The 12,053-nt window shown below is 64.9% G+C and carries 12 protein-coding genes; 7 read left to right on the plus strand and 5 right to left on the minus strand.

Annotated features, from left to right (window positions below; translation table 11 throughout):
* Window positions 1-23: 23 nt before the first annotated feature.
* On the plus strand, window positions 24-1,940 hold the full coding sequence (locus ACIA8C_RS28515; protein WP_397139910.1) for an alkyl/aryl-sulfatase: 1,917 nt from the start codon (window positions 24-26) through the stop codon (window positions 1,938-1,940).
* Window positions 1,941-1,995: 55 nt separating this feature from the next.
* On the plus strand, window positions 1,996-2,361 hold the full coding sequence (locus tag ACIA8C_RS28520) for a hypothetical protein (RefSeq protein WP_397139912.1): 366 nt from the start codon (window positions 1,996-1,998) through the stop codon (window positions 2,359-2,361).
* A gap of 112 nt (window positions 2,362-2,473) precedes the next feature.
* Here ACIA8C_RS28520 and ACIA8C_RS28525 read toward each other — a convergent pair whose 3' ends face one another.
* From ACIA8C_RS28525 to ACIA8C_RS28545, 5 genes are all read right to left on the minus strand, one after another.
* Window positions 2,474-2,992 (minus strand): DUF1990 family protein, encoded by a 519-nt coding sequence (locus ACIA8C_RS28525; RefSeq protein WP_397139914.1) that lies wholly within the window; start codon window positions 2,990-2,992, stop codon window positions 2,474-2,476.
* A gap of 133 nt (window positions 2,993-3,125) precedes the next feature.
* The gene (locus ACIA8C_RS28530) at window positions 3,126-3,650 is read right to left on the minus strand and encodes a M23 family metallopeptidase (protein WP_397139916.1); all 525 of its coding nucleotides are present in this window, start codon (window positions 3,648-3,650) and stop codon (window positions 3,126-3,128) included.
* A gap of 9 nt (window positions 3,651-3,659) precedes the next feature.
* Window positions 3,660-4,115, minus strand: a complete 456-nt coding sequence (locus ACIA8C_RS28535) for a hypothetical protein (RefSeq protein ID WP_397139918.1) — start codon at window positions 4,113-4,115, stop codon at window positions 3,660-3,662.
* A 107-nt stretch (window positions 4,116-4,222) separates the two neighbouring features.
* Window positions 4,223-6,187, minus strand: a complete 1,965-nt coding sequence (locus ACIA8C_RS28540) for an N-6 DNA methylase (protein WP_397139920.1) — start codon at window positions 6,185-6,187, stop codon at window positions 4,223-4,225.
* Entirely contained in the window at window positions 6,180-6,827 is a 648-nt protein-coding gene (locus ACIA8C_RS28545) for a hypothetical protein (protein ID WP_397139922.1), read from the minus strand. Before ACIA8C_RS28545 ends, ACIA8C_RS28540 begins: the two co-directional genes overlap by 8 nt.
* A gap of 583 nt (window positions 6,828-7,410) precedes the next feature.
* On the opposite strand from ACIA8C_RS28545, the gene rpsB reads away from it, so the two are divergent.
* From rpsB to ACIA8C_RS28570, 5 genes are all read left to right on the plus strand, one after another.
* Window positions 7,411-8,295 (plus strand): 30S ribosomal protein S2, encoded by an 885-nt coding sequence (rpsB, locus tag ACIA8C_RS28550; protein WP_397139924.1) that lies wholly within the window; start codon window positions 7,411-7,413, stop codon window positions 8,293-8,295.
* A 101-nt stretch (window positions 8,296-8,396) separates the two neighbouring features.
* Complete coding sequence (gene tsf / locus ACIA8C_RS28555; protein ID WP_397139926.1) at window positions 8,397-9,221, plus strand: translation elongation factor Ts; 825 nt, start codon at window positions 8,397-8,399, stop codon at window positions 9,219-9,221.
* A gap of 254 nt (window positions 9,222-9,475) precedes the next feature.
* Window positions 9,476-10,204, plus strand: coding sequence for a UMP kinase (pyrH, locus tag ACIA8C_RS28560; protein ID WP_150405586.1), 729 nt, complete (start codon window positions 9,476-9,478; stop codon window positions 10,202-10,204).
* 50 nt (window positions 10,205-10,254) lie between these two features.
* Window positions 10,255-10,812 (plus strand): ribosome recycling factor, encoded by a 558-nt coding sequence (gene frr, locus ACIA8C_RS28565; RefSeq protein ID WP_396992581.1) that lies wholly within the window; start codon window positions 10,255-10,257, stop codon window positions 10,810-10,812.
* A 69-nt stretch (window positions 10,813-10,881) separates the two neighbouring features.
* Complete coding sequence (locus ACIA8C_RS28570; RefSeq protein ID WP_397139928.1) at window positions 10,882-12,000, plus strand: phosphatidate cytidylyltransferase; 1,119 nt, start codon at window positions 10,882-10,884, stop codon at window positions 11,998-12,000.
* The last annotated feature ends 53 nt before the right edge of the window (window positions 12,001-12,053 follow it).

A 12,053-nucleotide genomic window follows, 5' to 3' on the forward strand; every position in this document is an offset into this window, starting at 1 on the left:
CCGAGCGTCAGTGCGGTGCGGGCATGAGCACAGCGACCGAACCGAGCGACTTCATCGTCGCGGAGCAGCAGCGCGTCGCCGCCGCGATGCCGTTCGCCGACACCGCCGATCTCGCGGACGCCGAGCGCGGGTTCATCGCCGCGCTGGCGCCCGGCGTGGTGACCGCGGCCGACGGAACCGTGGTGTGGGACAACGACTCCTACGACTTCCTTGGCGAATCCTGTCCCGCCTCGGTGAATCCCAGCCTGTGGCGGCAAGCCGGGCTGGTCATCAAACAGGGGCTGTTCGAGGTCACCGAGGGGATCTATCAGATTCGCGGGCTCGACCTGTCCAACATGACGCTGGTCGAGGGCAAAACCGGTGTGCTGGTGATCGATCCGCTGATTTCCGCGGAGACCGCCGCCGCCGGGCTCGCCCTCTATCGAGCGCATCGCGGCGACCGTCCGGTGACCGGTCTCATCTACACCCATTCGCATGTTGATCATTTCGGCGGTGCGATGGGGGTGACCACCACCGAAGACGTTGCGGCCGGGCGTTGTCCGGTGCTCGCTCCGGCCGGCTTCCTGGAACATGCTGTGGCCGAGAACGTTTACGCGGGCACCGCGATGGCCCGCCGAGCGGGCTACATGTATGGCGCGGTGCTGCCGCGCGGACCGCTCGGTGCGGTGGGCGCGGGGCTCGGGCAGACCACCTCGGTCGGCACGGTGACCCTGATCCCGCCGACCGTCGACATCACCGCGACCGGGCAGGAGGAGACGGTCGACGGCATCAGGATGGTCTTCCAGATCACCCCCGGCACCGAAGCCCCCGCCGAGATGAACTTCTACTTCCCGGACCGCAGGGCCCTATGCATGGCCGAAAACGCCACGCACACACTGCACAACCTGCTCACCCTGCGCGGGGCGCTGGTGCGTGACCCGCACGTCTGGGCGAAGTACCTGACCGAGGCGATCAACCTGTACGCGCGCCGCTCCGACGTGGTGTTCGCCTCCCACCACTGGCCCACCTGGGGTACCGATCGGCTGGTGGAATTCCTTGCGCTGCAACGCGATCTATACGGATACCTGAACGACCAGACCTTGCGTCTGCTGAACCAGGGCTACGTCGGCACCGAGATCGCCGAAATGATCACGCTGCCCTCGGCGGTCGAGGACAGCTGGCACACGCACGGGTACTACGGGTCGGTCAGCCACAATGTCAAGGCCATTTACCAGCGGTACATGGGCTGGTTCGACGGCAACCCCGCGCATCTGTGGGAGCATCCACCGGTCGAATCCGCCATCCGGCACGTGGAGTTCATGGGCGGCGCCGAGGAGGTGCTGCGCAAGGCGCGGGCCTCCTACGACGCGGGCGACTATCGGTGGGTCGCCCAGGTGGTCAACTACGTGATCTACGCCGATCCCGCCAACGACGCCGCGAAAGCGTTGCAGGCCAGCACGTTCGAGCAGCTCGGCTACGGCGCGGAGAACGCGACCTGGCGCAACTTCTATCTCAGCGGCGCCTACGAACTGCGCTACGGCTCGTTCGGCACGCCGACGAAGGCCAACGCGCCGACCATGCTCGCCGCGCTGACCGTGGATCAGATCTTCGACGCCATGGCGCTGCGGGTGGACGGCCCGAAGGCGTGGAACCAGCGGGTCGTCGTGGATTGGCAGATCAGCGATGCGGATCGGGTGCACCGGCTCGAGCTTCGCAACGGGCGATTGACCCATTACGACCGGCCGGACGGGGTGTCGCTGCCGGAGCCCGACGCGGTTTTCACGCTGAGCAAGTCGACGCTGATCCGGGTGCTGTTGGTCGGCGACGATTTCGGGGTCGCGGCCGCCGCGGGGGACATCCTGATCGAGGGTGACGTCACCAAGCTGGCTGAGCTCGTCGGCGTATTCGACGCGCCGGACCCGGATTTCACCATCGTCACGCCGCGCGGGACGGTCGGCTAGCCGGCCCGCCTAAATCCGTTCGACTCGGCAAACGACTCTCTTTACGGTGGTGATCATGTCAACCGAACCGTCGACCGACCGGCCGCCGCTGCGTGGGCGCCTGCGTGCCGCGCTGTCCGTCGCGATGAAAGCGCGTGACCGTCAGGCCATCACCGCCCTGCGGTCCACCCTGGGCGCCATCGACAACGCGGAGGCCGTGGACGTCGGCGATCATCAGGCGGGCGCGCTGGAGGGCAGCGCGGTCGGCCTCGGCGTCGCCGAGGTCGCACGCCGCGAGCTGACCGAAGGCGACATCGAACAGATCGTGCGCGCCGAAATTGCCGAACGCCACACCGTCGCCGACGAATACGACGGTCTCGGCCGCTCGGAGCACGCCGAAGACCTGCGCACTCAGGCCAAAGCACTGGCCGACCTGCTCTAGCTCTTCGCCCACTGCTGCGTGCCGTGACTTATCGCTCGACCCGAGATCGAGTGGGCACGCCACAGCGGGACGCCCTCGCGTTGTGCCGCCACCATGTGGGACACCTTCCGAATCACACCGAGGTGGGCAGGGCTTTGATGTACCGCCCGGCGATGAAGCGCTGGATGAGCCGAACCACCGGACCGCCGAGCCGGGTGTACCAGGTCCCTGGCCGTGAGAACGCGGTCACGACGCCGTACACCGACTCATCGGACGGGTCGTATTCCACCGCGAACAGCTCCTCACCGATCTCCGGATGCCCCGGCAGCGTGCCGTAGGCGAACCCGCGCTCATCCGGCGCGGCGAGCACGTACACCACCTGGCACGGCGCGATGATCGCCAACGGCCCGATGCCGAGCCGCACCGTCAGCCGCGTACCCGGCTCGGCCTTTACCGTCGACGCGTCATGAAAGATGCCCGTGCCCTTCTGCATCCGATAGTCCAGAATCGCCGCACCGGCGTGCTCGAACAACGCGCGCCCGTGCCCGATCCGCCGCCGCAGCCGAAACCGGTGATACCCCTCCGGTAACTCACTACTGGTGGCGCCGACTTCCGAATAAGTGAACGGCGGATCACTGGGCCCATGCTCCATGCTCTGATCTTGACCCTCTGCCGGCACCGTTGGGAAGCATTCGGCAGCGTCTGTTCGGACACGCCGCGCGCCTCGCGCGGGCCACCCTCGTCCCGGTGCGTTTGTGGACGGCGCGGGGCGTTGGCCAGGGAACTCAGGGCGGCGCAACCGGCTTCAGACGTAGGGGAGCCAGGTGTAGCAGGCCGAGTGGGTCCAAATACTCACGTCGCCGTCGTCCACCACCTTCGCTGCGCAGTCCCCAGTGCAGACACGTCCCGCACCCTTCGTGCCCGGCTTCCAACGTGCCGATCCGAGCACCCCGCTCGACCCGGCGCCCAACCGAAACTTCGGCACGCACCGGCTCATACGTGGTCCGCAGACCACCCGGATGATCGATCGAAACCACCGGCTTATCGGCCACCGTCCCGGCGAACACCACGATCCCGTCGCCTGCCGCCAGCACCGCCTGCCCCGGGACACCGGCCAGATCGACCCCACGATGCCCCGGCAGCCAGTCCTGCGCAGGCTTGTCGAACCGCCGCAGCACGATCGGCCGAGGCTGTAGCGGCCAGCCGAACGCCCCCGCGGGCACGGCCGTGGCGACCGGCTCCGCACCGGTCAGCAGGACCAGCACGAGTCCGATAAGTGCTGCCGTGCGGCGTGCACGATTGCTCGGCATCACGCGAGATCACTTGTTCGGCAACGCCAACGGGGCAGGCGACACGAGCCCGCAGCACTCGGAATCGCTCGGTGACATGAAAAACGGTGCGGGACCGACGTATTCGCAGAACTCGGGATCGAGCGGCGATATCGCGAACGGTTCGAGGTGGCAGTCCGCGGCATTCGATGACTCGACCAAACCCGAGGAACCGAAGGGCGCGCACACTCGCGGAACGTGCGGCGGCGCCGAGGCTCGCACACCGTCCGTCACCCGAAGCGGCGCCGGACGCACCAGCCCGCAGAACGAACCCGTGCACGCCCCGAGCACGGGTTCGTTCCGCGGCGGCCCGCCGATCAAGGCCGCCGTATTCGGGCCGACTACTTCCCTCGGTTCAGCCGCGACAGGCGGCGCCGTCAACACGGCGAGCACAAAGAAGAGCGGTATGACCAGCGTGGTCATCGAGGAAATCGGAGTGGAAGGCATGCCACAAAGCCTCATCCGCCCCGCCCGATCGCGGTACCCCCTCCACCCCGATTGTGGACAACTTTCTCGACTGTGGATATCTCGCTTTTCAGAGTTGATGCAAGCGGCTACTCGAATTGGTTGGTGCGCACGTCGGGGACGTCCCCCGAGAGTAACGCTGGAAAGAGCACGGCACTTAGCTCGCGTGTCGCATCCTGGATCCGTTGATGTGCCAGAATCTGCTCATCGAGCAGGTGGAGGACTTTACCTATCGTGATCTGATCGGTGAGCGGAGGAAGTTGAATAGGCAAGGTGTGTAAAGTCCTCGAATTGATGCTCTGAATTGTGGTACCCCGTGCATTTCGCGCGAACCAATTCTGAATGTCCGATTGGCTGAGATAGCGAGTCAGATACATCGGGTTGACCTCTGCCGACGGGCGTATGCGGATGAGTCCGGTACCGAATATCCAGTCGGACTGCTCGGGTGTGGCCAGCGCGACACGCCCCACGGTTCCGGTACGGGTGCACAAGATGTCGCCACTGCGTATGCGGTAGCTCGATCGGCGTTCGGCCTCTGCGGTGTCGACTCTGTCAGTCGGCCCGATGATGTATCCGGTCGCAAGGTTCTTCGGCTTGACTACCGGTACGGTGCCATTCGGATCGTCCGAGGTAGTTGCGCCAGGAGTGATTTCACATATTGCGCCGAGTGTCGTTTTCAGCCATTGATCAGGCGGCGAGATATCTATTCCGCCCAACCTGGCGAACAGGTCCGCAACGGCGGTGTCCGAGTTCTTGGCGTCTCGATGAAAAGAATCTATGCGTCGCACCGAATCTCGGATCATCTGCTTGGTCATGTGGCTGTCCGCAGCCGGTCGTTCTGTCGTCACATAACTGGCCGGATTCAGATTGTAATCAGCGGCACGTACTGTAGGCAGGGGTACAGACCTGGCAATAGGGTAGTGGTCGATCGATTTACCCGAACGCCATTCGGCCACGATGTTTGCGAGTTCCTCCAGCTCGGTGGTGTCGAGAGCTCGCTGGGTTCGGTCGATCATTCGTCCTGCATCGGAAGCGTCGATGAACAAAATTCTGTCGACGAAAGACCCCGGCGGTCTGAGTAACCAGATCGTCACCGCGATACCGGTATCGCGAAACAGCTGTGCGGGCAGAGATATCAAGCCCTCTACGCAACCATCGTCGATCATCTCTGCCCTGATGTGCTGCTCACGCCCGCTGAACAGTGCGCCATTTGTCATGACAACACTGGCCCGCCCGCCAGGGGCTAGCCGTTCTACGATGTCCTGCAGGTAGGCATAGTTGTCGTTGTTCTTCGGTGGATCACCATATCGCCAGCGCCCCTCGGTGTGTGCACTCCGATGGGCCACATTGAACGGCGGGTTAGCCAAGATATACGAAGGTTTCGCCTCCGGAGCACCGGATAAGAAATTTGACGTCGCCGTGTCCACTTCGGCTCGGACAGAATTCAGCTCGAAATTCATGCTGGCGATCGCCTTGAATTCGGAATTCAAGGCGGTGGATCGGAATACGGTGTTGGCTTCGCCGGCGGCGGCCCGTACGGCCCGTGCGGCAATGGACAGCAATTCGCCGTTACGATCGGTCGGATCGTAGACCGTCGAGCCCGGCGCGATGTCGAGCGTGTCGACCAATAGGGAAATCACGGGCCGCGGAGTGAAGAACTCGCCGCGTTTTCCGCCGGACATCTCTTCCGACACCAGCAGAAATACTTCCGGGGCCCCAGCTGTCGTGATCAGCTCGCCGACCACTCGTGCCAACTCGAACAGCGATGTCGGTTCGAGCTGCTGGATATCCGGGAGCCGTAGGTCCATTTGATGCGCCGCGTCGGTCAGGCGGCGTGCGATGTCGGCTGGTTCGTCGGTGGGTGATCCCAGCGGCAAGCCTTGCGTGGAGTGCAGATAGACCATGCTCAAAATGAGGTTCCGAAGCTGAGACATGTCCGCCACGTCCCTGAGATGGCTGACGGCTTTCCTCAGCGTGGCCTTGAGCTCCGGCGGAAAGGTCGCCTCCGGCACGAGCCGGGCAGTCGATTCCCTGCCCATCCGTTCTTCATGCATGGGCCGCTCGTTTCGGGCGTAGTGCGAGTGCCTGCGGAACGCGATCGATTGTGCGCAGAAATGTCGGAAGTTCGGGCTCGATGTAGCTCAGGAGCAGATAAATCTTGGCATGATCCGCAGCCAGATGGCGATGATGAATGGGCTCATGGTGCATGATCCGGTTCCGGAACAGAACCATGGCTTGTACGTTGTCGTGCAGCCGTGCCCGATCGTTGGGGTAATTCGGAAACGCCTTGTGCAGAGCGGGAACCCACAGTCGGCGGTCGTAGCGGCGGCTCAGTAGTGACAGCCAGAATCCGAAGGACAGCTCGGCCACGATGTCGTCGGCAGTCGGCTTCCGGATGCCTTTGCGCCCCAGGTCGATTCGCGTTTTGTCGATCTTGGCCCGATCGTGCTCGTCGAGCTCCGCGACCAACCACCAGCACGGCTGACCGAATTTGATCGTCAGCTGTTCGTGCATAGCGTTGCGCAGGCATATCTCCAGGCAATGCAGGGGTATGTAGAAAGCGCCAGCTGTCTGAAGATTCCAGATGTAGAGGCTCCGCGCCGACACGCCGTCGCGTTGCGCGGCGTGGACGTAAGGAGCCAGTCGGGGCGCGGCGAACCGTTGGACGAACCAGTGGGGCAGGTCGATAGGCACAAGACACCTCCGTGAGCGCGATCTTCTCTTCGGCGGTGTGATGGGGTACGCTGGCTGACGTACGCCCCGGGTCCGCCTCTGCAAATGCATGCCGCCCGGGGCACGGCTTTATCTACCGTGCGCCAAGAGGCTCCCGCCCCTGAAGATTGCGCAGCATCCAGGGTGTTCGTTGTCACTGACAGTAGCCCCCTGTGTCTCTCAGTGCAAGGTTGTATCGCGCTACAAAATTTTAGCGTTGCTGGCGGCCTCGCTGGGAGGTGGACGCGCACCGCGCGCTGAGAGCAGCGTCCCGCGTTGTGCGCACATCCCCTGACAGGCCGATTTAGCGGCTGGACTCCTAAGACGTAGACTGGTTGAGCGGTCTGTGCCTGCATGGACCGACTTCGCGCGCCACCCGTGCTTGTTCGCAGCGGCGCTGTTCGAATCGACTCAGCAAAATTCGGTTCGTAGCGGTGCCTGTGCGGAGCAGGGAATCGTCGGCTGGTCCCACCCTCGCGGTTCGGGTCCGACGGTTCGGAGGCGCCAGGGCGGCGAATCACCGATTCGCTGCGTCAACCGGCAACGAAAGAGAGATACGGGAGCTATGGCTGTCGTAACAATGAAGCAGCTGCTTGACAGCGGCGCGCACTTCGGACACCAGACACGGCGCTGGAACCCGAAGATGAAGCGGTTCATCTTCACCGACCGCAACGGCATCTACATCATCGACCTGCAGCAGACGCTGACCTACATCGACAAGGCCTACGAGTTCGTCAAGGAGACCGTCGCCCACGGTGGCACCGTTCTCTTCGTCGGCACCAAGAAGCAGGCCCAGGAGTCGATCGCGGCCGAGGCCACTCGCGTCGGGATGCCCTATGTCAACCAGCGCTGGCTGGGTGGCATGCTCACCAACTTCTCCACCGTGCACAAGCGCCTCCAGCGCCTCAAGGAGCTCGAGGCCATGGAGCAGACCGGTGGTTTCGAAGGTCGCACCAAGAAGGAAATCCTCATGCTCACGCGTGAGATGAACAAGCTGGAGCGCACCCTCGGTGGTATCCGCGACATGGCCAAGGTGCCCTCGGCCATCTGGGTCGTCGACACCAACAAGGAGCACATCGCCGTCGGCGAGGCGCGCAAGCTGAACATCCCGGTCATCGCGATCCTGGATACCAACTGCGACCCCGACCTGGTCGACTACCCGATCCCGGGTAACGACGACGCGATCCGTTCCGCCGCACTGCTCACCAAGGTCGTCGCCTCCGCGGTGGCCGAGGGCGTGCAGGCGCGGGCCGGCCTGTCCTCCGGCGACGACAAGCCGGAAGCCGGCGCGGGCGAGCCGTTGGCCGAGTGGGAGCAGGAGCTGCTCGCTTCCGCCGCACCCGCCGCCGACGCGCCTGCTGCTGAGGCGCCTGCCGCCGAGGCCGCTGCTGAGGCCGCACCGGCCGAGGCTGCCGCCGAAGCTCCGGTGGAGACCCCGGCCGAGGCCTGAGTCTCGTAACCCGCTGTTCCAGCGGTGATCATGATCGCGTGCGATCGTGATCACCGCTGCCCAGTATTTCCAGAACTTTCTCCGAAGGAGGCTCGCCGCCGATGGCGAACTACACCGCTGCCGACGTGAAGCGGCTCCGGGAGCTCACCGGCTCCGGAATGATGGATTGTAAGAACGCGCTGGTCGAGACCGAGGGTGATTTCGACAAGGCCGTCGAGCTGCTGCGCATCAAGGGCGCGAAGGACGTCGGCAAGCGTGCCGAGCGGACCACCGCCGAGGGCCTGGTCACCGCCAAGGGCGGCGTCATGGTCGAAATCAACTCCGAGACCGACTTCGTCGCCAAGAACGCGGAGTTCCAGGAGCTGGCCGACAAGATCGTGACCGCGGCCGCGGCCTCGAAGCCGGCCGACCTGGACGCGCTGAAGGCAGTCGACCTCGGCGGCCAGACCGCCGACGAGGCCGTGCAGGCGCTCGCCGCCAAGATCGGCGAGAAGCTCGAGCTGCGCCGGGTGATCTCGCTCGACGGCCCGGTCGCCGCTTACCTGCACAAGCGGGCTTCTGATCTGCCGCCCGCTGTCGGCGTGCTGATCGAGTACACCGGTGACGGCGAAGCGGCGGCCGACGCCGCGCGTGCCGCCGCCATGCAGGTTGCCGCGCTCAAGGCGAAGTACGTGACCCGCGACGAGGTTCCGGCCGACGTCGTGGAGAACGAGCGCCGCATCGCCGAGCAGACCGCGCGCGAAGAGGGCAAGCCCGAAGCCGCGCTGCCGAAGATCACCGAGGGCCGCGTCAACGGCTTCTTCAAGGACGTCGTGCTGCTCGAGCAGTCGTCGGTCACCGATTCGAAGAAGACGGTCAAGGCCCTGCTGGACGAGGCCGGGGTCACCGTGACCCGTTTCGCCCGCTTCGAGGTCGGCGCCAACTGATCGCGACCCGCGACCGTCCCTGCCGACGCTGGGACGCACCCGCGGGACCGGGTCTAGCCGCACTCACCGCACCATAGCGAGCAGACCCCCTGTCGACCGATTTGCCGGTTGACGGGGGGTCTTCTTATGCCGCTGAACACACATAGGGCAGGATAGGGGCCGCTCCGTGTTGAGGAGCCTTTCCGAGCTGCCGAATTCTTTGACGCACTTTGCCTGCCGAGAACAACGTTGACCGCCGAAGGAGAAGAACACCCATGACGGACCCGGGGATCGATCGCCCAGGATATCGCCGGGTGCTTCTCAAACTAGGTGGCGAGATGTTCGGCGGCGGCCGCGTCGGGCTCGACCCGGACGTGGTGGAGACGGTCGCCGAGCAGATCGCCGAGGTCGTCGCGACCGGCGTGCAGGTCGCCGTGGTGATCGGCGGCGGCAACTTCTTCCGCGGCGCCGAGCTGGAGGAGCGCGGCATGGAACGCGCCCGCTCGGACTACATGGGCATGCTCGGTACCGTGATGAACAGCCTTGCGCTGCAAGACTTTCTGCAGAAGCAGGGGATCGAGACCCGGGTGCAGACCGCGATCACCATGGGTCAGGTCGCCGAGCCGTACCTGCCGCTGCGCGCCAAGCGTCACCTGGAGAAGGGCCGCGTGGTCATCTTCGGCGCGGGCATGGGCATGCCGTATTTTTCCACCGACACCACGGCCGCCCAGCGTGCCCTGGAGATCGGCGCCGAGGTGGTGCTGATGGCCAAGGCGGTCGACGGCGTGTTCACCGCCGATCCCAAGGTCGACGAAGACGCCACCATGTACTCCGAGATCACCCACAAAGAGGTCATCGAGAAGGGGCTCAAGGTCGCCGACGCGACGGCCTTCAGCCTCTGTATGGACAACCAGATGCCGATGCTGGTGTTCAATTTGTTGACCAAGGGCAATATCGCCCGAGCGGTCGCCGGTGAGAAGATCGGCACATTGGTTCGGTCCTGACCCCGCGACCCGCGGATCATGACGATGACGACGCTGTGGAGGAAACGGTCGTGATTGAAGAAGCGCTCTTCGACGCCGAGGAGAAGATGGAAAAGGCTGTCACGGTAGCGAAGGACGATCTCGCGGGCATCCGCACCGGACGTGCGAACCCGGGGATGTTCAGTCGGATCGTCGTCGACTATTACGGATCGCCTACCCCGATCACCCAGGTGTCCAGCATCACGGTGCCGGAGCCGCGCATGGTCGTGATCAAGCCGTACGAGCAGGCGCAGCTCGGCCCGATCGAAACCGCGATCCGCAACTCCGATCTCGGTGTCAACCCCACCAACAACGGTGACATCATTCGCATTTCGGTGCCGCAGCTGACCGAGGAGCGTCGCCGCGAGCTGGCGAAGCAGGCCAAGGGCAAGGGGGAGGACGCCAAGGTGTCTATCCGCAATGTCCGCCGCAAAGCCATGGACGAACTGTCGCGCATCCAGAAGGATGGCGAGGCGGGTGAGGACGAGGTCGGGCGTGCCGAGAAGGACCTCGACAAGACCACCGCCAAGTATGTGGGCCAGATCGACGAACTGGTCAAACACAAAGAAGCTGAACTGCTCGAGGTCTGACGCTGACGGCGGCGCGCCGCCGATCGACGCAGCAGGCCCGCCCGGGCGGGGGACGAACGGAACGACGAGTTGAGCGACGGGACAATCGTGGCCGAGAACGCCGCCGCGACCGGTGCGGCTGAGGAGCCGAGGCCGGTGAACGGCACAGCTGATACGAGGCAAGAGCACGTGCCCGATGCGGGAGCATCGAATTACGAGCCCTTAGCCTCGGCTGCGGCGACCGGTCACGACACGCCAGCCGCCGATGGCGACGCGTCCTGGGCAGCGGATGGCGCGCTCACCGGGCAGACTGTGCCTGCCGTCTCGGCCGCTGAGCACGACCCGGAGGCACACGGTCCGAACGCGGTGCTCGCCGCGGCCCCACCGTCCGGTTCACGTGCGGGCCGGAACCTGCCCGCGGCGCTCGCCGTCGGTTTCGGCCTCGGGCTCTCGCTCATCGCGATCCTGCTGTTCGTGCCGAAGGTGTTCATCGGTGTGGTCGGCGTCGCGGTGGGGGTCGCCACCTGGGAGGTCGCCAAACGTCTTCGTGAGGCCGATGTTCTGGTACCGCGGATTCCGCTCATCGTCGGTGGCCAGGCCGTGTTCTGGCTCGGCTGGCCCTACGGCGCCAGCGGTGTCGCCGGTGCCTTCGCGGCCACCGCGCTGACCTGCATGGTGTGGCGCCTTTTCGACCACGGATTGCAAACCGCGCCGCGAAACTTCCTGCGCGACACCGCCATTGCCATCTTCACCCTGGCCTGGATTCCGCTGCTCGCCTCGTTTGCGACGCTGCTGTTGCTCGAGCCGGACGGCAACCTGCGGGTACTGACCTTCATGATCCTGGTCGTCTGCTCCGACGTCGGCGGCTACGTCGCCGGGGTGCTGTTCGGCAGGCATCCGATGGTGCCGTCGATCAGCCCGAAGAAGTCCTGGGAAGGTTTCGGCGGCTCCCTGGTCTTCAGCGTCATCGGCGGGCTGCTCACCGTGACCCTGCTGCTCGATGCCAACTCGATGATCGGCGTCGTCCTCGGCGTCGGCCTCGTCCTCGTAGCCACCTGCGGCGACCTGATCGAATCCCAGATCAAGCGCGAACTCGGCATCAAGGACATGGGCACCCTGCTCCCCGGCCACGGCGGCATCATGGACCGCCTCGACTCCATGCTCCCGTCCGCCTTCGTCTCCTGGCTGGTCCTCAGCACCCTGCTCTGACTTGGTGGCCGCGCACTGGATTCGTGGGCGGTGGTCGGAGGGCACATGGTCTA

This window comes from Nocardia sp. NPDC051321 (genome assembly GCF_044455225.1).
In the GTDB taxonomy this organism is placed as follows: domain Bacteria; phylum Actinomycetota; class Actinomycetes; order Mycobacteriales; family Mycobacteriaceae; genus Nocardia.

Excerpts from the sequence above, each read along its gene's own strand:
- ACIA8C_RS28515 (WP_397139910.1), top strand. The coding sequence starts at position 24 with ATGAGCACAGCGACCGAACCGAGCGACTTCATCGTCGCGGAGCAGCAG.
- ACIA8C_RS28520 (WP_397139912.1), top strand. The coding sequence starts at position 1,996 with ATGTCAACCGAACCGTCGACCGACCGGCCGCCGCTGCGTGGGCGCCTG.
- ACIA8C_RS28525 (WP_397139914.1), bottom strand. The coding sequence starts at position 2,992 with ATGGAGCATGGGCCCAGTGATCCGCCGTTCACTTATTCGGAAGTCGGC.
- ACIA8C_RS28530 (WP_397139916.1), bottom strand. The coding sequence starts at position 3,650 with ATGCCGAGCAATCGTGCACGCCGCACGGCAGCACTTATCGGACTCGTG.
- ACIA8C_RS28535 (WP_397139918.1), bottom strand. The coding sequence starts at position 4,115 with ATGCCTTCCACTCCGATTTCCTCGATGACCACGCTGGTCATACCGCTC.
- ACIA8C_RS28540 (WP_397139920.1), bottom strand. The coding sequence starts at position 6,187 with ATGCATGAAGAACGGATGGGCAGGGAATCGACTGCCCGGCTCGTGCCG.
- rpsB (WP_397139924.1), top strand. The coding sequence starts at position 7,411 with ATGGCTGTCGTAACAATGAAGCAGCTGCTTGACAGCGGCGCGCACTTC.
- tsf (WP_397139926.1), top strand. The coding sequence starts at position 8,397 with ATGGCGAACTACACCGCTGCCGACGTGAAGCGGCTCCGGGAGCTCACC.
- pyrH (WP_150405586.1), top strand. The coding sequence starts at position 9,476 with ATGACGGACCCGGGGATCGATCGCCCAGGATATCGCCGGGTGCTTCTC.